At 44.2% G+C, this 17,262-nt stretch carries 14 protein-coding genes; 4 read left to right on the forward strand and 10 right to left on the reverse strand.

The window, feature by feature from the left end:
• Window positions 1–25: 25 nt before the first annotated feature.
• From V1L52_RS10980 to V1L52_RS10995, 4 genes are all read right to left on the reverse strand, one after another.
• The gene (locus V1L52_RS10980) at window positions 26–1,606 is read right to left on the reverse strand and encodes a 2-hydroxyacyl-CoA dehydratase family protein (RefSeq protein WP_428769609.1); all 1,581 of its coding nucleotides are present in this window, start codon (window positions 1,604–1,606) and stop codon (window positions 26–28) included.
• Window positions 1,606–2,802, reverse strand: coding sequence for a 2-hydroxyacyl-CoA dehydratase family protein (locus V1L52_RS10985; RefSeq protein WP_428769611.1), 1,197 nt, complete (start codon window positions 2,800–2,802; stop codon window positions 1,606–1,608). The genes V1L52_RS10980 and V1L52_RS10985 overlap by 1 nt, the downstream gene beginning before the upstream one ends.
• Window positions 2,803–2,815: 13 nt before the next feature.
• Window positions 2,816–3,583 carry an AAA family ATPase gene (locus tag V1L52_RS10990; RefSeq protein ID WP_428769613.1) on the reverse strand — a complete coding sequence of 256 codons (768 nt, stop codon included), beginning with the start codon at window positions 3,581–3,583 and terminating at the stop codon, window positions 2,816–2,818.
• Window positions 3,584–3,712: 129 nt separating this feature from the next.
• A complete protein-coding gene (locus V1L52_RS10995; protein WP_428769615.1) occupies window positions 3,713–5,989 on the reverse strand; it encodes an FAD-dependent oxidoreductase in 2,277 nt (758 codons plus the stop codon).
• A gap of 335 nt (window positions 5,990–6,324) precedes the next feature.
• On the opposite strand from V1L52_RS10995, the gene V1L52_RS11000 reads away from it, so the two are divergent.
• Entirely contained in the window at window positions 6,325–6,450 is a 126-nt protein-coding gene (locus V1L52_RS11000; RefSeq protein ID WP_428769617.1) for a hypothetical protein, read from the forward strand.
• Between the two features lie 20 nt (window positions 6,451–6,470).
• Here V1L52_RS11000 and V1L52_RS11005 read toward each other — a convergent pair whose 3' ends face one another.
• The 6 genes from V1L52_RS11005 to V1L52_RS11030 form a co-directional block, all read right to left on the reverse strand.
• The gene (locus V1L52_RS11005) at window positions 6,471–7,784 is read right to left on the reverse strand and encodes a glycoside hydrolase family 1 protein (protein WP_428769619.1); all 1,314 of its coding nucleotides are present in this window, start codon (window positions 7,782–7,784) and stop codon (window positions 6,471–6,473) included.
• On the reverse strand, window positions 7,774–8,817 hold the full coding sequence (locus V1L52_RS11010) for an ABC transporter permease (protein WP_428769621.1): 1,044 nt from the start codon (window positions 8,815–8,817) through the stop codon (window positions 7,774–7,776). The genes V1L52_RS11005 and V1L52_RS11010 overlap by 11 nt, the downstream gene beginning before the upstream one ends.
• Before the next feature lie 3 nt (window positions 8,818–8,820).
• The gene (gene ftsH, locus V1L52_RS11015; RefSeq protein ID WP_428769623.1) at window positions 8,821–10,872 is read right to left on the reverse strand and encodes an ATP-dependent zinc metalloprotease FtsH; all 2,052 of its coding nucleotides are present in this window, start codon (window positions 10,870–10,872) and stop codon (window positions 8,821–8,823) included.
• 142 nt (window positions 10,873–11,014) lie between these two features.
• On the reverse strand, window positions 11,015–12,376 hold the full coding sequence (locus tag V1L52_RS11020) for a D-serine ammonia-lyase (RefSeq protein ID WP_428769625.1): 1,362 nt from the start codon (window positions 12,374–12,376) through the stop codon (window positions 11,015–11,017).
• Window positions 12,377–12,475: 99 nt separating this feature from the next.
• Entirely contained in the window at window positions 12,476–13,849 is a 1,374-nt protein-coding gene (locus V1L52_RS11025; RefSeq protein WP_428769627.1) for a GntP family permease, read from the reverse strand.
• Window positions 13,850–13,869: 20 nt separating this feature from the next.
• Complete coding sequence (locus tag V1L52_RS11030) at window positions 13,870–15,465, reverse strand: N-acyl-D-amino-acid deacylase family protein (RefSeq protein ID WP_428769629.1); 1,596 nt, start codon at window positions 15,463–15,465, stop codon at window positions 13,870–13,872.
• A 234-nt stretch (window positions 15,466–15,699) separates the two neighbouring features.
• Here V1L52_RS11030 and V1L52_RS11035 point away from each other — a divergent pair, with 234 nt between their 5' ends.
• The 3 genes from V1L52_RS11035 (at window position 15,700) to V1L52_RS11045 (ending at window position 17,257) form a co-directional block, all read left to right on the forward strand.
• On the forward strand, window positions 15,700–16,257 hold the full coding sequence (locus V1L52_RS11035; RefSeq protein ID WP_428769631.1) for a helix-turn-helix domain-containing protein: 558 nt from the start codon (window positions 15,700–15,702) through the stop codon (window positions 16,255–16,257).
• A gap of 84 nt (window positions 16,258–16,341) precedes the next feature.
• Window positions 16,342–16,779 (forward strand): flagellar export chaperone FliS, encoded by a 438-nt coding sequence (fliS, locus tag V1L52_RS11040; protein ID WP_428769633.1) that lies wholly within the window; start codon window positions 16,342–16,344, stop codon window positions 16,777–16,779.
• A 4-nt stretch (window positions 16,780–16,783) separates the two neighbouring features.
• A complete protein-coding gene (locus V1L52_RS11045) occupies window positions 16,784–17,257 on the forward strand; it encodes a flagellar biosynthesis protein FlgN (RefSeq protein WP_428769635.1) in 474 nt (157 codons plus the stop codon).
• The last annotated feature ends 5 nt before the right edge of the window (window positions 17,258–17,262 follow it).

Raw genomic sequence — 17,262 nt, forward strand, 5'->3', positions numbered from 1 at the left:
TCCTCCTAAAATAAATGCATATATTTTACCATGTCGCACTGTCTTCAATATCCATAAGACTCGGGTCTACAGGTTCGGCTTGCATAACGGACTGCATATACCGGTTTACGCTTTCGCGCATTTCACGGCGGGAAACGGTACGCGGATCCATCAAATCGTGGGGAACCCAAATAAGGTGTATTCCCCGTTCTCTGGCTTGTTCGTCGAACAAACCTTGAAGACCTACCATAGTTTTGCAGGCAACATGCTGATACATAATAACAATGTCCACTTTGAATTCTTCAACCATTCTCCACAATTCGGGCAACACGTTTTCATAACCGCCGTTTGTATGCTTTCGCATAACCATCCGCTCGTACAATCGCGCCAAATCGCGGAATGCTTCATCCTTATCCTGCACATCGAGCTGCTTTGTAAAATTCAGTGCTTCCATGTCGACCAATACGGTAATACCCCAGCAGCATTGCAGCCAAGTTGAAAAGTTTGCATAGTAGTGGGACGGACAGCTCCAAACGATACCGCGGAATCGGGTTTGCCGGCCGAAGGTTGTTTTCTTTTTATGAATATTGTACATAATCTTATTGGCTTTTTGATAAGATTTGTACGTAGGTTCACCCAAGCCGCCTTCTATTTGGTATGCAAATTCTCTAAACAAACTCAGCGACGAACCGGTAACCACCGGGCAATTCGTTTTATTGATTTCCCAGCGTTCCTGTTCCATGATGTTTTCTTTGTTAAAGCGGGCTATATTTTTAAAGTATGCATCCCAATTAAACTTCGCACCGGTACAATTTTCGATAAATTCGATACATTTTTTTACGTCTTCAACGGCATATTGCAAGGTTTCTTCATCCCGATAGCGCACCGGAAACGAAAGAGGAAACACGGGAATTTCCAAATTACGCTCTTGAAAGGCCGACGCCATGACGCTTCCGTCGCAGGGCATCGTACTCGAAATAAAGCATGCGCCGCAGGGAGGGTAAGCGTCCAAAACGGCCGCACCGGCTTCGCTGGTCGGAACGGGGCAGGTATCGGAGGGCAAGCCGTAACTTTCAATGGCGTCTATATACGGAATACAGGACAGCTGATCTATTTCCGAAACCAAAAAAACCGGCATAAGCTGATAGGGAACTCCTACCAAATCGGGAAAGCCCGCCATAATTTGCGACATGGTCATTTCATCGAACAATACCATTTTGCGCGAAAGCCGCTTGTTTTTTCCCAGCGTTTTATCGGCTTTTATTAAATCGGCAATATAAATCGTTCCCTGCGCTATAATCGTTCTGAAATTGATATGGCAAATGGAAAGATGACCGCCGCGCAAACCCATTGAGTTTCTGTCTACAAAGGCGGGTACCGATAAATAGGATGCAAGCCAGCGGTACTTAAAAAAAGCCCGGGCGATGGGAATGGGCGCCCTCATTGTGAAGCCGATCAATACTCCCCACAATTTAAGCCAATTTATATAATCTATAAGGGTACTTTTTACACCCCGCCATTCACGCCGGATAAATGCCATTCGGCCTTCTTTATACAATACTCCCAGCCTTCGGTCGCCGTAGCTAAGCCAATCCCAAAAGCTTTGCTTAAATCTTTGTTTTTCCATTACGCTCCCTCGCTTTCTTTTTGAATTCTCTTAATTTCAAGACTTTCAACAAAGGCTTGTATTCTTGTCCGAAGCTGTCCGGAAGTCCTTGATACATAAGGACGGTCGATCGACAATACGTTGCGGCCGAAATCTTTAGTGAGTACATGGCTTGCCAACGCACGCTCAAATCCCCAAAAATCGCAAAATTTAATTTGCTCATAAATTATGCCTTCGGCATTGTATTCTTTTAAAAGCGTATCCGCCGTTTTAAATCGCTGCTGAACCTTGTCGCTGCTCATAAAGCGCGGGCATTCGCTTGTTTCAAGATAGTGCCGGCAAATTTGCGTAAGAACATCTTCGGAATCGTTTAATTCTATAACTTCGCGCCCCGGAATTGCACCGAAGCAATAGCGGTCGGCAACAACCATAACGCCGCAGTCTTCTATCAACTTTGTTAAGGTTAAGTCGTCCACTTCGCTTCCGACCAACACAACGCGGGCGCGGTACCAGGGTTTATCGTCAACCTGTCTGTTTTTTATTTCGTCCAAGGTTTCGCGCAATTTATCGAGCAGCAAATACTTGGGGCAGCAATACGTCGCCATAGTCAATACGTGAAATTCATAGCCGGTAATCGGCGGATTTTCAAGTTTACGCAATTCCGATATTTCCGTAATAATACGGCATATTTCGTTATGCCTGTTAACCGCATCGCGCAGCGCGGCATCGGAAATATCGACACCGTAAACCGAATGCAGTTTTTCAAGTATACGTTTGCGTATTTGCACCATATGATGTTCCACGCTGTAATCCGCAACCTTGTAGGGAATATCCGCATGGGTAACAAAGAATTTATCGTTTGAAACAAGGTTGAGCAATTCCAAATTTTCGGCCATACGGTTCATCATCGCGCATGCATCTACCGCGCAAAAAGCATCCAAAAAATTAAAACCGCCTTCAAAGGCGCGTTCCAAAATCGCACGGCAAAATTCGCACGTATAGTTCGACATATAATACGAAGCAATATCCATAGCTCCGGTATTGGGCGCCCTCATTCGTATTGAAACGCAGTTATCGACATTCAAAACAACCTCCGGCATATGATAGCAGGTATAGCCTATCATAAGTTTACCGTCCTTTTTTGCCTGCCGGATAAGTTCGTTATGCGTGTCTTCCAACAATTTTTCAAAATATATCAAATGCTTCAGGTCTTTCATCCCGCCTCCTCCTTTAAAGAATATTCATATTTTGCAGCGCCTTTTTTACACCGCAGACAATCAAACTGTCGGACGGAAGATTAAAAACGCTTTGTCCCTTAATATCGCATAAGGCTAAATTATTATCGCTTTGTATATACGACAGAATTCTTATTCCGCCGGTATCGATAAAGTCTTTTAAAGAAAGGTCGGAAATACGGTTTACGATAACGGCAATATCTTTGTACATAACCAGCTCATCTGCAACCGTTTTGATGGTTTGAATAACCTGAGTGCCTTTTTTACTCGGATCGGTAACGAGAATAAGATGCGAAACTTTTTCCATAACTCGGCGGTTGATTTGTTCGATTCCGGCTTCCCCGTCTATAACTACATAGTCGAATTGCTCGGACAATAAGGTTATAACCTCTTTTAAATAGCCGTTGATTTTACAATAACAGCCCTCCGATTCGGGACGGCCGACGGCAATAAAAGAAAAGCCGTCTTTTTCAACAAGGGCATCGTAAATTCTATAGCGAACTTCGCCGAGAAGCTCTATAGCTTCTTTTGTATTGCCGCCTGCAACATTTTCAACAATATTTTTCCGTATATCGTCGATTGTCATACGCGGCTCTATACCCAAAGCGGTCGCCAAGCCCACCGCAGGGTCGGCATCTATAGCCAAAATTCTTTTATCGGGAAACGCATCGACTAAACAACGGACAATGTTTGCCGAAACGGAGGTTTTACCGACGCCGCCCTTCCCGGCAACGGCGATAATAAGTGCATTTTTTTTCTCCATGAAATCATTTCCTCTTATATCGGCCGCGCACGGGAGTTGTAAAAAAACACGGTCTTTTTCACAGCTCCCGTATGTAAAACCGCTGCTGCGGGTTCATCCCGCTTTTTAACGGCGGCCGTTTTTTAAATGTCAAATTCTTAAAGCCAACCGGTATGCGGCGCGGGCGGCTTCAAGAACGCGGCCTGCGGCATAACTGTCTCCGATATTGTATATTTCTTTGGCGGCGCACTCTTTTTGCAGTTCAAAAAATAAAGAGTGGTCCGCCTTACCTCCGAGGGCAAGAATAACCAAATCGGCTTCAAGGCTCATGTCCTTTGTTTTGCGCTCGTCGATTTTTTTTGCAAACGGGTTATCGATGTTCGGCGGCAAAATCGGTTCCCATGTATTAAAGGGATCGGGAACGCCTGCGGAAACGTTTTTAATAATGTTTACGCAATTTTTACCGAAAGACACAACCTTTGCGCAGTTATACAAAGAAACGTTTTTTTCTTTCATATAGTGCAAAAGATGTCCCCTGTTTGCCGTACAAGCTCCCTGCATCATATGGGGAAGCATTTCGACAACCGATACCGATTTTCCGTGTTCGTATGCGAGCCAATATGCGGTTTCGCAGCCGACAACACCGCCGCCGACAATCACGATTTTTTTCGCATCGCCGAGCAGCTCCGGTTTTACCAGCAAATCGACCGCTTGAACGCTTTTCACCGAATTGAAGCCCTCAAAGGGAGGCACGACATCCGTTGTTCCGTAAGCGCATACGACCGTATCGTAGTTTTGTTTTTTTATCCATTCGGCGGACGCTTTTCGGTTGAGCAAAAGCTTAAAGCCTTCTTTTTTTTCGGCTTTTTGTACCGCGGCGCGAAGATAATCCAAATAGTTGCGTATATCGTATTTGATTTTGGGAGCGGAACCGGGAATAATGCGGCCTCCGAGTTTGTCCGAAGCTTCAATCAAATCTACACGGTGGCCGCGTTCCAATGCGTTAAGCGCAAAGACGATTCCGCCCGGTCCGCCGCCTATGACACCGATTTTTTTCGGCGCATCCGTTTTAGGCATATGAAGGGGAAACACATCCTCAAAACCGGTACGGGCATTAACGGCGCATTGCGGGTGACCGCCTTCGATAAACTCATTGATACAGCCTTCCTGACAGCCGATACAGGGACGTATGCTTTCCACATCGCCGGCATAGGCTTTATTGCACCAGTTTTCGTCTGCCAAAAGCGGGCGGCCGAGCATAACCATATCGCACATACCGTCGCGCAGCGCTTTTTCGGCAATGTCGGGATAGCCGAGCTTTCCGACCGCAACGACGGGAACGGGAACGCCCGCATTGGAAAGAATACCCTTTTCTTTAAAGTGCTTTTTAACGATTTCGGATACTTCAAGAAAACATCCTGCGGGCATACTTGCCGGAGGATGGGGAAGCCACCAGTTATCGTAACAGCCCAAATCCACGTCGAAAATATCGACGCCGGCTTTTATAAGGTTTTCCATATAGTTGAGGGTTTCCCGAATCGAGCGGCCGTTTGTAAACTTTTTAAGCGACTTGATTTTTTTCATATCGGCGCCGTAGGTTTCGTTTAACGCAAGCGATAAGTCGATGCGGTACATAATCGGATAACGGTCCCCGGCGCGTTTTCTGATTGATTTAACCAGTTCGATTCCGAAGCGCTGCGGGTCGGCGTATTTACCCAATTTTCTGCGGTTAAAGGCGCGGTTTGTCATTTGTTCAAGTAAATAGCCCTCGTGTCCGTGCAAGTACACGCCGTCGAGCAGACAAGCCTTTGCGTCGGCCGCCGCCTGCCCGCAGTTTTTTACGATTTTGTCTAACTGAGCATCCGTCAAAGGAAAACAGGGAACGCCGGGAAGATAAAAGTTCGGATTAAGTGAAGCCGATTTGGGAAATTTCATTTGCGTTAAAACGCACATGGGCGGCCCTACCCGTCCCAAGCCGGGCGTCAGCTGAACGTACACTTGGCTTCCGAAAGCATGAACGCCCTGCGCCAAATCGCGCCAGCCGGCCATAACCGTGCGCGTGCGGTCTATACGCGGAAAGGTTGAAAGTTTATCCGGCTCGGTAACGGTCGGATCCACTCCGTGGCTTATCGGAATCAAGCCGGTAGTCAACAAGCCGCAGCCGCCCTTTGCACGTGCAAAAAAATATTCGAGCATTTTGGAACTCGGGCGGCCCGTTTCTTCGGCCATATCGAGGTTGCCCATAGGAGCCATAACCACACGGTTTTTTACCGTTGTGCGGTTAATTTGAATCGGTGAAAAAATTGCGGAATATGGAAACAGATTTTTAGTCATTCCGCCGCTCGATCCCGCCTTGTTTTCGCCCTCTTGCTGAACCCAGCTGCCGTAGCCGTCAATAAGTTTTTGAATTTGAGAATCCGTGTGCATGTTTCGTCCTCTGTATTAGATAAAATTATACTGTATGTCCCTATCCAGTATAAGACAGCTTTTACCGGCTGTCAACAAATTTAAATTTTTTCACAGCTTTTATTGCAAGTACGGGAATGCCCCGAAGATATCTATAGAAAAATCAGTTACGCTGCAAAAAATGAAAACAGGACGATAGCACAACAAACCGTCGTTTTACTTGAAAAAAGTTTATCTCGCCAAGAATCAAATATATCACGCCGAAACAATCTCTTAATGAAAATCAAAAATCGTTCTATTGCGGATAACATAAAAAAAGCAAATCCGGTCGATTTTATCAGAGAGGACAGAAACAGATGATAATCATTCTTGATGTCAGCGCGGCAATAGAAATACTTTTCCAACGGACTAAAAGCGATATATTTGCAAAAACTTATTCTCAAGGAGCGTGGATTATAGCTCCGGAATTTGCACGAAGCTGAATATAAGAGTTTGTAACTGACTACACCCGATACTGCGAGTTTTCCACGTAAGTCTTATACATATCCCCGGTTACGCCGCGGTTTTGAATGATGTGCGCGTAAAAATCGCCGCTTTTGCGGACAGTGCGCTTTTGTGTTTCGTAATCCACGGCGATTAAACCGAAGCGGATACGTTCCCCTTCGGCCCATTCAAAGTTATCCATAAGCGACCAGTGATAATAGCGTTCTATGGGTAAGTCCGATTCGCACAGGACCTTTAAGTGCTCGTAAATAAAGCGGCTTCTGAATGTGTCCGCCTCATCGCAGGTGCCGTTTTCGGTAATATAAATAGGGGCTTTATACAGGCGGTACATGCGCTTGCACAAAAGGCGCAAGCCTTCAGGATAGATTTCCCAGCCCAAGTCGTTGTGCGGCATGTTTTTAAATACGCCGTTTTTGCCCGTACTTACTGCGTCGCGGCTGTAGTAATTGATACCGATAAAATCGTAAAAGCGGCCGCCTCCGAGCGCAACGCCGTCAACCGAGGCGGGAAGTTTTTTTACCGGCCATGAGGCTTTTCCGGTCATCGCCGCTTCGGTTAAAGCGTTTTGAAAAGAGTGCTCCATAAAGGCGGCCGATATGCGGTGCAGGGGATTAAAACGGCAGCGCGGCGTAAAAATCCGCAAGTGGTTGGCAAAACCGACCCGCGTCGTATCGCGGGCAAAACCGGCTTTTTGTCTTATGCGGTGTATTTCGCGGTAAGATGCGATGTGACAGGCCGCCATATTCGTGTATACGGCAGACAACGCTTTGATATCGTTTTTTTTGCCCGGCGGCCAGGTTCCGAAAAAATACCCGTTTACCGCATATACATTCGGTTCGTTAATAGTTATCCATTCATCGGCCGAATCTGCAAGCCGTTCGACCGTATAACGGACAAAGTTCAAAAAAATGCGCGGCGAATCGGGGTGTTCAAAAGCGCCGATTTTTTCAAACCAGCGCGGATTGGTAAAGTGGTGCAGGGTTACCAGGGGCTTTATGCCGGCGGCCTTCAGTTTTTGTAATTCACTGCGGTAATGCTCTATCGCTTTTTCGTCAAACCCGCCCTGCTCCGGCTCGATACGGCTCCATTCCAAACCGAAACGGTAGGTTTGAAGGCTTAAGCGTTTCATCAGTTCGATATCTTCATCTACGCGGTTGTAGTGGTCGTCGGCGCGAAGAGGACTTGTACCGTCGGCAATGCGGCCGGGTAAAAGCGCCCAATCGTACCAACTGTTATTTGTGTCTCCGCCTTCAATTTGAGTTGCAGCCGTTGCGGCGCCCAGTAAAAGGTTTTCGGGAAGTTTAAAGTGCATTTTTTCTCCTTGTGCGTATATCGGCGGCGGAAGATATTAAGATAATAAGGGCGCCGACACCCGAAGATAAAAAGCGGTTTACACCGACAAAGTCGGATGCATAGCTGAAGGCGCTGAAAATCAAAACCGAAACGGCAAGGGCTGTCCAGTTTCCCCTGCCCCCGAACAGAGAAAAGGAGGCTATAAAACACATGGCCATAACCTCGGTTTGAAAATCGGCCGCCGAAAAGACGGAAACCGATGCCGCTCCGGCCCGAGCCGATATCATCATACCGGCCAGCGCAAAAAGAGCCGATGCGGTACCGTATAAAAGCATTGTTTCTTTCAAACTGAGAATTTTGGGTGAAACGGGCCAAAAAAGTTTTATGTCTCGGTGAAGGGGGGGAAGATTTATATCTTTTATAAAAATATTCACCGACACAATCACAAGCGCAAAAATAAAAATCGAAAAAATGAGTGTAAAGGGCACCGAATAAACCGGACTTATGCCGAAATATCCCGTACCGAAAAAATTATAGCCTCGTGTAAAACCTTCCAATACTTTTAGAGAAATATCTTTGTCATATAAATAAACCCGCGTCAGTGAGCTTAAAAAGATACCCGTACCGAGGCTTGCAAACCAAGGGGGTAATACTATTTTTTTGATTAAAAATCCGTTGAGCATACCGACGGTAAAGCAAAGAGCCGCCGCGGCAGGCACAACCAAAAAAAACGGAAACGCAGGTAAAAACGGAAACATACGCCCGGCGGTATCGGAAGCCTGCAAAAAAGAGGCTGCAACCGCCGATGCAAAAACCGCCGTCGCTCCTGCCGAAAGGTCTATATAGCCGGAAAAAAGGCACAAGCCCATGCCGGCTCCTGCAAGCAAAAAGGGCGCCGCATCGGAAAAAACATTGCGGATATGGCGCAAAGAAATCAAGCTCGTATCGCTGAGAGCAAAGATAACAATACATAGGGACAAAATACAAGCCGCTGCATAGCGTCTTACAAAGACCTTTACACGCCGGATAAAGGATTCGGGTATAAAATCCATATACTAGGCTCCGGCCTCGCCTTTAGCGGCACGCGGTTTTCGCTCTTTCAGGCTTTTTGCCGCCGGCTTTTTTTCCGTCTTCACAGCCGCCTTAGCCGCAAGGTCCGCTTCCGCCTGAATGATTTCTTTAAACTCGTGCTGTTCTATAATTTCTTTTTCCAAAAGGCGGTTTGCAATATATTCCATAACCTGTTTTTTGTCTTTTAAAAGCTTTACCACGCGGTTAAAGCGTTCTTCCATAATCCGGGCAAGCTCTTCATCGATATACTGCTGGGTTGTTTCGGCATACTCGCGTATAAGGCGCGGTTCTTCGGAGCCGTAACCGCCGCCGCGCTTGGAAAGTACAACGTTTTTAAAACGGGAACTCATACCGTAGTCGGTGAGCATACTGCGGGCTATATCGGTTGCGCGCTGTAAATCGTTACCGGCACCGGTGGATACCATGCCGAAGGTAACAAGCTCGGCAGCACGGCCGCCCAAAAGAACGTCGATTTCGCCGAATAATTCTTTTTCGGTTTTAAGATAGCGGTCTTCCTCGGGCATTTGAAGGGTGTAACCGAGGGCGGCAACACCGCGCGGTATAATCGATATTTTATGCACGGGGTCGGCACCTTCGGTAAAGGCGGCGGCTAAAGCGTGTCCCGTTTCGTGGAAGGCGACAATCCGCCTTTCTTCTTCTTTTATAACACGGCTCTTTTTTTGCAAACCGGCAATCGCTTTTTCAACGGCTTCGTTAAAATCCTGCATACTGACCAATTTACGGCCGCCGCGCACCGCCAAAAGGGCCGCTTCGTTTACAACATTCGCAAGATCCGCCCCGGCAAAACCGGAAGTGGTCCGCGCAACGGATGCCAAATCGACATCGGGTCCGAGTTTAACATTTTTGGCATGAATCTTTAAAATCGCCTCGCGGCCCTGTACGTCCGGACGGTCTACAACAACCTGACGGTCAAAACGGCCGGGGCGCAAAAGAGCGGGGTCAAGAACATCGGGGCGGTTGGTCGCGGCAAGAAGGATAAGACCGGTGGAATTATCGAAACCGTCCATTTCAACAAGAAGCTGGTTCAGGGTTTGTTCGCGCTCGTCGTTTCCGCCGCTTATGGAATTGATTCGGCTTTTTCCGATTGCATCCAATTCATCGATAAAAACGATACAGGGAGCTTTTTCGCGCGCCTGTTTAAAAAGGTCTCTTACGCGGCTTGCACCGACACCGACAAACATTTCAACAAAGTCCGAGCCGGAAATGCGGAAAAAGGGAACTCCCGCTTCGCCCGCTACGGCGCGCGCCAACAAAGTTTTACCCGTACCGGGGGGGCCGACCAAAAGCACGCCCTTGGGAATTTTTCCGCCGATTTCGGTGTATTTTTGCGGGGACTTCAAAAAATCAACAACTTCAACCAATTCTTCTTTTGCTTCGTCAACGCCGGCAACATCGCTGAACCGGGTCGTAACCTTACCCTCGTCAACCGCTGCAGCGCGGCTTTGACCGGCCGAAAAAATACTTCCGCCCAAGCCGCCCATACGTTTAAATATAAAGCGGTACATTAAAAATAAAATACCGAGCGGAATAATCAGGTTGAACAAAAGCGGAAGAATAATACTGCGCTGATTTTTCAGCATCTTATACGCGATGCCTTTTTCATCAAGCAGGGCTAAAAAATCCTCGGTTAAAATACCGACCGTTTTATAGGTACTGCCGGAGGAGGAAGACGTTAAAAATATGGAGGGAAGATTGGTAAAATCCTTTTCCGAGCGAGAGGCCGATTCGGGACCGTAGCCGAGAAAATAGGTTTCACCCAATTCAACACGTACGATTTGTCCTTCTTGAATCAAGCGTTTAAACTCGGAAAAATCGATGGCCGTATCGTTTTTCATGACAAAAAGCCAGTTAAAAATCGTTATACCCATAAAAACGGCCAATAAAATCAGCCAAACCGGAAAACGCGGGGATTTATTCGTATCATTATCGCCCTGTACGGGATCCGTAGACAGCTTAAAAAAATCGAAGGGATCTTTTCCGTCTTTTTTATCGTTACGGTCTTCTTTATCGCTCATGCAAACCTCACTATCATATTCAAATACTTTAAATATTAGGTATACTATAAATATATGCAATTACGGCGCTTTAGTCGAGTGAATTCTTAAAGAACTTGAAAAAAACAATTGTTTTTGGAGGTCCGCTAAAGAAAATATTATTCTATGAGATTTGTCCTTGTTTATAATAAGACAGCATTTCATTTTTTGGAACCATACTTCCGCCCGTTGCCCAGATTAACTGCGTGCTATGCATCATTGAAGAATCCAGGTTTTCTTTTTTGATATAATTCCGAAAGTCAAAAGATTTTTCCAGCAAGACAGGGCCATACATACCGGCCAAGGCACTTGGTTCTAAATAAATATTCTCTGCATCGGCAAGAGCAGTCAGCATGTGAAACATACGGCTATCGTCAAGAGAATAACATCCGCTTATAAAAGGCAGCATTAATGATCCAACAAACCCCGAAGCCCGTCCAACTGCCAGACCATCAGCTGCCGTGCAATTATCCAATCCGAAATCTTGTACACTTATGGCATTATTTTTCCCTGTCGCCATACCGAGCATCATACAGCAGGAATGTGTCGGTTCAGCAAAAAAACAATGAACTGCATCACCAAAAATCATTTTTAACCCAAATGCAACTCCTCCCGGACCGCCACCCACTCCACACGGTAAATACACAAACAGGGGATGTTTATTATCAACCTCTATCTTCTTTTCTTCCAGTTGTTTTTTCAAACGTAAACCTGCCACTGTATATCCGAGAAAAAGCGTTTGAGAATTCTCGTCATCAATGAAATGACAGGAAGGATCGGATTGTGCAGCTTTTCTACCTTCAGCTACTGCTATACCGTAATCGGATTTATATTCAAGAACCTCTACACCGGCTTTACGAAGCATATCCTTTTTCCATTGTCTGGCATCCGCAGACATGTGTACCGTTACACGGAAACCCAACTTTGCACTCATAATACCGATAGAAAGTCCTAAATTTCCCGTAGAACCGACGGCAATAGCATACTGAGAAAAAATTTTACGAAAATTTTCAGTGTTGAATAAAGTATAATCAGAACCCTCTCTTATGAGATTATGTTCTAAAGCAATATCTTCCGCAATTTTCAATACTTCATAAATTCCGCCACGTGCTTTAATTGAACCTGATATGGGTAAATGACTGTCCAATTTTATCCATAGGTTTCCGGGAATGGAAACATGCTCCTTGTTCTCCAAGACGGATTTCATATTTTGTATTTCTTGTACCGGTGATTCGAGAATACCGTCTAAGGCCGCTGTCTCGGGAAAGGCAACTTTAAAATACGGCGCAAATCGCTTAAGACGCGCATCGGCAGCTTTAATATCAGCTTTAGTAAGAGGACATGATAATATCGCTTTTTCAAACGGTTCTTTAAACGGGTTACACCAAACGGCTTCTTTGTAAGTACATATATCTTTTATAATCGGATACTCTTGCAGCCATTCTTCTTTTGTTTTTCCGCAGATTTGTTTATTCACCGTACTCATACATCACTCCTAATATTCTAGCTTTTAATTATTAAATTCTGTTATGGGGACTCAAAATACAATTGAATCCCCTGCATACGCTATCCCATTAAAATGAAACTACAGCAATCCCGGTAAGATATGTGAAAATGCATTTAAAAGCAATATAATTAAAAAACCGGTTAAACCGGCAAAAGTTGTCGGCCAGGTTGTAGCAATAAAAGCTTCTTTGACCGTTATATTGCTGTATCGTGCCGGAAGCCAAAAAGCGGCATCTGTAGGCAAGGTGAGTCCGACAGTTCCCGTACAAATCGCCAACCCTATTATAACAGGAGAATATCCCATAGCAACAGCGGACGGACCTACAATAGCAACAGCGGTAAGCATTGCCACTGTCGCGGAACCGACAGCCGCACGAATAATCATTGCAAGTACAAAGGCCAATAATAAAACGGGAATATTCATTTTTGAAAGCAATTCAACTAAAGCCGTATCAAGTCCGCTTTTTTGTAATATAGTACCGAAACAATTACCGCAGCCGATAACCATCAAAATATTCCCCATTTTATCCGACACTTTATCTATATAATTCCAAAGAGAAGAAGCACTAAGCGGAACTAAATATCTACGCAGTACAATACCTGTCAGCAGCATAGCAATAAAGAGAGCTACGTTGTTATTACCCACAAATCCGAAGAAAATAACAAACGGATGTTTTGCAGGTAATACGGCTTTGAAAATCGAATTGATAACTATTAAGACAATGGGGAATGCAATTAAAGCTAAGGTTAAACCGGCAGAAGGTTTTGTTTTATCAGCTTTAAGTAACTCTGCATTTTCCGATAATGCCGCCGCTTCTTTTTTTATTGCTTCACTGTTTACGGCAAAGGAACGCCTGTTAAGTATATTCGCATATTGCCAGCCACATAATAGACTTGCAGGTAAAGAAACTATAATACCGTAAATAATAAACCATCCTATATTTGCGCCTATTTGTCCGGCAACAGCTAACGGACCGGGAGTCGGTGCTACAACGCAATGGGTCAAAAGTAACCCCGTGAATAAAGCAGCGACGTAAGCACTCGTATCTTTTTTAGTAAGCTTTTGTAAGCTGTTCACTAACGGATTAAGAGTTATATAAGCGGAACCGAAGTATACCGGAATCGAAACTATAAAACCCGCCAAATTGAGAGCAAGCATATCATTCTTTTTTCCAAAGGTTCTAAGAAGTCCTTTTGCCAATTCTTCCATTCCGCCGGAATCTCCAAGCATCATACCGAATATTCCTCCGAATAGAATCAGCAGACCTATTGCAGTCATAATATTTCCAAAACCGCTTGTAATATAACTTAGGATATCATTTAAAGGCAGACCGCATAGCAGTGCCATTAAAACAGCACAACTGAAAAGAGAAACGCCCGGACTGATTTTAAACACAATAAGTGATATCAATAAAACCGCCATTGTAATAATAAAGGCAACTAATACATTCATAAAATCCTCCTTAATGTTAATTATGTATTATTATGCCGCAGCATTTGACCGGGCATTTTGCCTGTAAATTTTTTATCTTTGTAAACCAAGCTGCCGTTTACAAAGACATAATCAATCCCCTCTGTAATACTATTTGAATTACTATAAGTTGCCGTATCTTGTAACCGTTCATAATCAAAAATAACCAAATCCGCGTCATATCCGTCTTTTATAAATCCTTTATTTTTTACGAGTAAATATTCAGCTGTTAATCCGGTCATTTTTTGAATTGCTTCTTCAAGTGACAAGACTCCCTTTTCTTTGACAAAATAAGTAATAACATGGGGAAACGTTCCGCTCGCCCGAGGATGACCTTTTTCTTTCCAGGTTCTGGTTAAACCGTCGCTTCCTACAACACAATAAGGGTCACGAATAATCTCGCAAACATCTTCTTCGCACATACTGCTGTATACCCCGCCCGTTTCGCAGTTGTTGGCCACACATAAATCAAAAAAGACATCCCACGGATCCCGCCGCAATGATTCGGCATACTCACTGATAAAACGCCCTTCTGCGGCCGGCGTTTTCGGCGCGGAATATACATATACACCGTTCCAGCCGCCGGCGTTCAAATAATAGTTATCATATGCCGTTACGGGATTCTCCATTTCGGCTTTAAGTTTTTTTCGAAAATCAACATCTCTTAATTTTTCCGTCATTGCATGAAAGCCGTCTTGAAAATACCAGGGCGGCATACAGGCATTCAAAGTAGTCATATTGCATGTATAAGGATATTGATCACATATTACAGGAATGCCTTTTTTCCTTGCTTCATGAATAAGCTTGAGAGTTTCTTTTTGTTTGCCCCAATTCGGTTTTCCCAACATTTTATGATGTGAAATATCAACCCGTACCCCCGCTTGAAAACCGACATTAATAGTTTCTTTTACAGCTTCAACAATTTTATCGCTTTCATTACGCATATGACTTGCATAAATACCGTCAAAAGGTGCAATAACCTTTGCAAGTTCTATTATCTCTTCTTCCGTCGCATAGCAGCTCGGCGTATAAATTAAGCCGGTCGAAAACCCCGCAGCACCCGCTTCCATAGCTTCACGTAAAATACTTTTCATAGTATCCAGTTCATTTCTGTTTGCAGGACGATTTTGCATACCCATCACGGCAATACGAAGACTACTGTGTCCGATATACATCTTGACATTTGCTGTAAGTGGTTGTTTATCGGCATATTTTAGATATTCGGAAAAAGACGTCCAGTATTTCATATCCGGCGGAAAAAAGGTTGTCCCCATAGATAACATATTTTGAATCGCCGTTAAATTTTCAGAAGCAACAGGGGCCATGGAAAGCCCGCATTGACCGGTTATTTCAGTTGTAACCCCTTGGGTTGTTTTAAATAAATGTGCATCTTCAGAGCCTAAAATCAAGTCACCGTGAGAATGAGCATCAATAAAACCGGGTACAACATATCTGCCGGCAGCATCGATTATTTCTGCAGCTTTTTCCGTTTCCTTTACAATAATCAATTTTCCATCTTTAATACCAACAGCCCCGTCAAATGCGGGCCGTCCGCTCCCATCGATAATCTTCGCATTCTTGATTAATACGTCTAACATATTGAACCTCCTTCTCTAAAATACATCTTTTAGGCAAGTGTTAATTTATAATAAACTAAACCCTCAAAAGATAATTATATTTTACACCTGCTAAACAGAGGTGTCAAGTTTTATTTAACATTTTTAAATAAAATTTAACTTCTTTAAATATAGACGTATGACCTTAATAAATATAAGCTTCTATTTTGGATTAAAATATGCTATACTTTTTATAATCGGATCAGGGAGAATGTATTGTTGGAAGAATTAAATATAGGTAAAAAGATACAAGAATTAAGATTGCAAAAGGGTTTGACTATGCGAAAATTGGCATTAAAAGCGGATATCACTGCTTCAATGCTTAGTCAAATAGAAAACGGACAGGTAAACCCGTCCATCAATACACTGAGAAATCTTGCCAAAATATTGGAAACGCCATTGTATTACTTTTTTAAAGAAGAATTTCATTCTGAACCTCTGGTTACTCCTGCTACAAGAAAAACTATCGGCCGGAAAGATGAACCGGATATCGTATACGAGTTACTCACAGCCGATACGAAAGGTAATATAGAGTTTTGTATGATGGTTATTCCGCCGCACACGAGTTCGAATACCAATAAGCAAAGTCACCCCGGAGAAGAAACGGCCTTTATGTATTCGGGAGAAAAAGTTGATCTGGAAGTGGAAGATATTTTTTTTGAACTATGTCCCGGTGACAGCATTCGTATTCCGGCACAAGCAAAGCACGTATGGCATAATAAAACCGGCACGGAAGTCCAAGTTATTTTTGCGGTAAGTCCGCCGTCATTTTAAAACTAATAGAATAAAACTCAAGACAGCAAAACAAAATACCGATAATAAACCAGTGATGTATCGAAAAAACTCGGAGGGGATGTAATGGCATATACAAAGGCATATACCGCATACAGGGCAACCGGAGTTAAAACAGCCAGCAAGGGAAAATTAATCATTATGCTCTATGAAGAAGCGCTGCGCCGTATGGATGCGGCCTTGGCCTTATACAATAACGAAGAAAAAATTGAAGCTTCTTCTATCGAAAAATACAACAATTGTTTGGTAAAAACCCAGGAAATCATCACGGAATTGATGGTATCCCTCGACATGGAGCGCGGAGGAGAAATCGCACAAAATCTTATGGCCTTGTACAGTTTTTTTAACCGGGAACTTCTGGATACCTGTATTACACATGACAAGGCAAAGCTTCTTTCGATCCGCACTATGATGCAGGAACTCCATTCCTCATGGGCCGTTGCGGTTGCGGAAACTCCGACAGCCGACACGGTATCGCATACGGCCATAGATATTAACGGATAAAATTATGCAAACACAGGCAATAGACGACAAAGAATTAAACGAACGGGTTGCTATTCTGCATCGATTACGGGAACTGCTTTTACAGCAAAGGCGGAAATTTCAGGAATATTTGACCGTTCTTGAAAAACAGGAAACGACTATAGACGGCGAAGATATGGACAAGCTTTTGGCTCACACGGAATTGGAGCAAAAAATAATCGGTAATATTTCGGAGCTGCAAAAAGTTATAAAACCCATGGAAGACCTGTATAAGGCGGCCTACCCCGATAATCAAACCGAAATACCGGTATTACAAGCCGACTTATCACAGCTTCAAACACGGATTTTGCTCCAAAACGAAAAAAACCGCAGCGCTTTACGGCTGCATATAAACTCGGTGCGTTCAAAAATAAACGCACTGAAAAATCCCTATGCCAAGACACGCTCGGTTTATGCTCACAGCGCACAAACCGCCGCTGCAATCAATATTCAAGTTTAACCGAG

This window comes from Treponema sp. HNW, assembly GCF_050320395.1.
Lineage (GTDB): Bacteria > Spirochaetota > Spirochaetia > Treponematales > Treponemataceae > Treponema_C.

Excerpts from the sequence above, each read along its gene's own strand:
- V1L52_RS10980 (WP_428769609.1), bottom strand. The coding sequence starts at position 1,606 with ATGGAAAAACAAAGATTTAAGCAAAGCTTTTGGGATTGGCTTAGCTAC.
- V1L52_RS11025 (WP_428769627.1), bottom strand. The coding sequence starts at position 13,849 with ATGAATGTATTAGTTGCCTTTATTATTACAATGGCGGTTTTATTGATA.
- V1L52_RS11045 (WP_428769635.1), top strand. The coding sequence starts at position 16,784 with ATGCAAACACAGGCAATAGACGACAAAGAATTAAACGAACGGGTTGCT.
- fliS (WP_428769633.1), top strand. The coding sequence starts at position 16,342 with ATGGCATATACAAAGGCATATACCGCATACAGGGCAACCGGAGTTAAA.
- V1L52_RS11020 (WP_428769625.1), bottom strand. The coding sequence starts at position 12,376 with ATGAGTACGGTGAATAAACAAATCTGCGGAAAAACAAAAGAAGAATGG.
- ftsH (WP_428769623.1), bottom strand. The coding sequence starts at position 10,872 with ATGAGCGATAAAGAAGACCGTAACGATAAAAAAGACGGAAAAGATCCC.
- V1L52_RS10985 (WP_428769611.1), bottom strand. The coding sequence starts at position 2,802 with ATGAAAGACCTGAAGCATTTGATATATTTTGAAAAATTGTTGGAAGAC.
- V1L52_RS11000 (WP_428769617.1), top strand. The coding sequence starts at position 6,325 with ATGATAATCATTCTTGATGTCAGCGCGGCAATAGAAATACTTTTCCAA.
- V1L52_RS10990 (WP_428769613.1), bottom strand. The coding sequence starts at position 3,583 with ATGGAGAAAAAAAATGCACTTATTATCGCCGTTGCCGGGAAGGGCGGC.
- V1L52_RS10995 (WP_428769615.1), bottom strand. The coding sequence starts at position 5,989 with ATGCACACGGATTCTCAAATTCAAAAACTTATTGACGGCTACGGCAGC.
- V1L52_RS11005 (WP_428769619.1), bottom strand. The coding sequence starts at position 7,784 with ATGCACTTTAAACTTCCCGAAAACCTTTTACTGGGCGCCGCAACGGCT.
- V1L52_RS11010 (WP_428769621.1), bottom strand. The coding sequence starts at position 8,817 with ATGGATTTTATACCCGAATCCTTTATCCGGCGTGTAAAGGTCTTTGTA.
- V1L52_RS11030 (WP_428769629.1), bottom strand. The coding sequence starts at position 15,465 with ATGTTAGACGTATTAATCAAGAATGCGAAGATTATCGATGGGAGCGGA.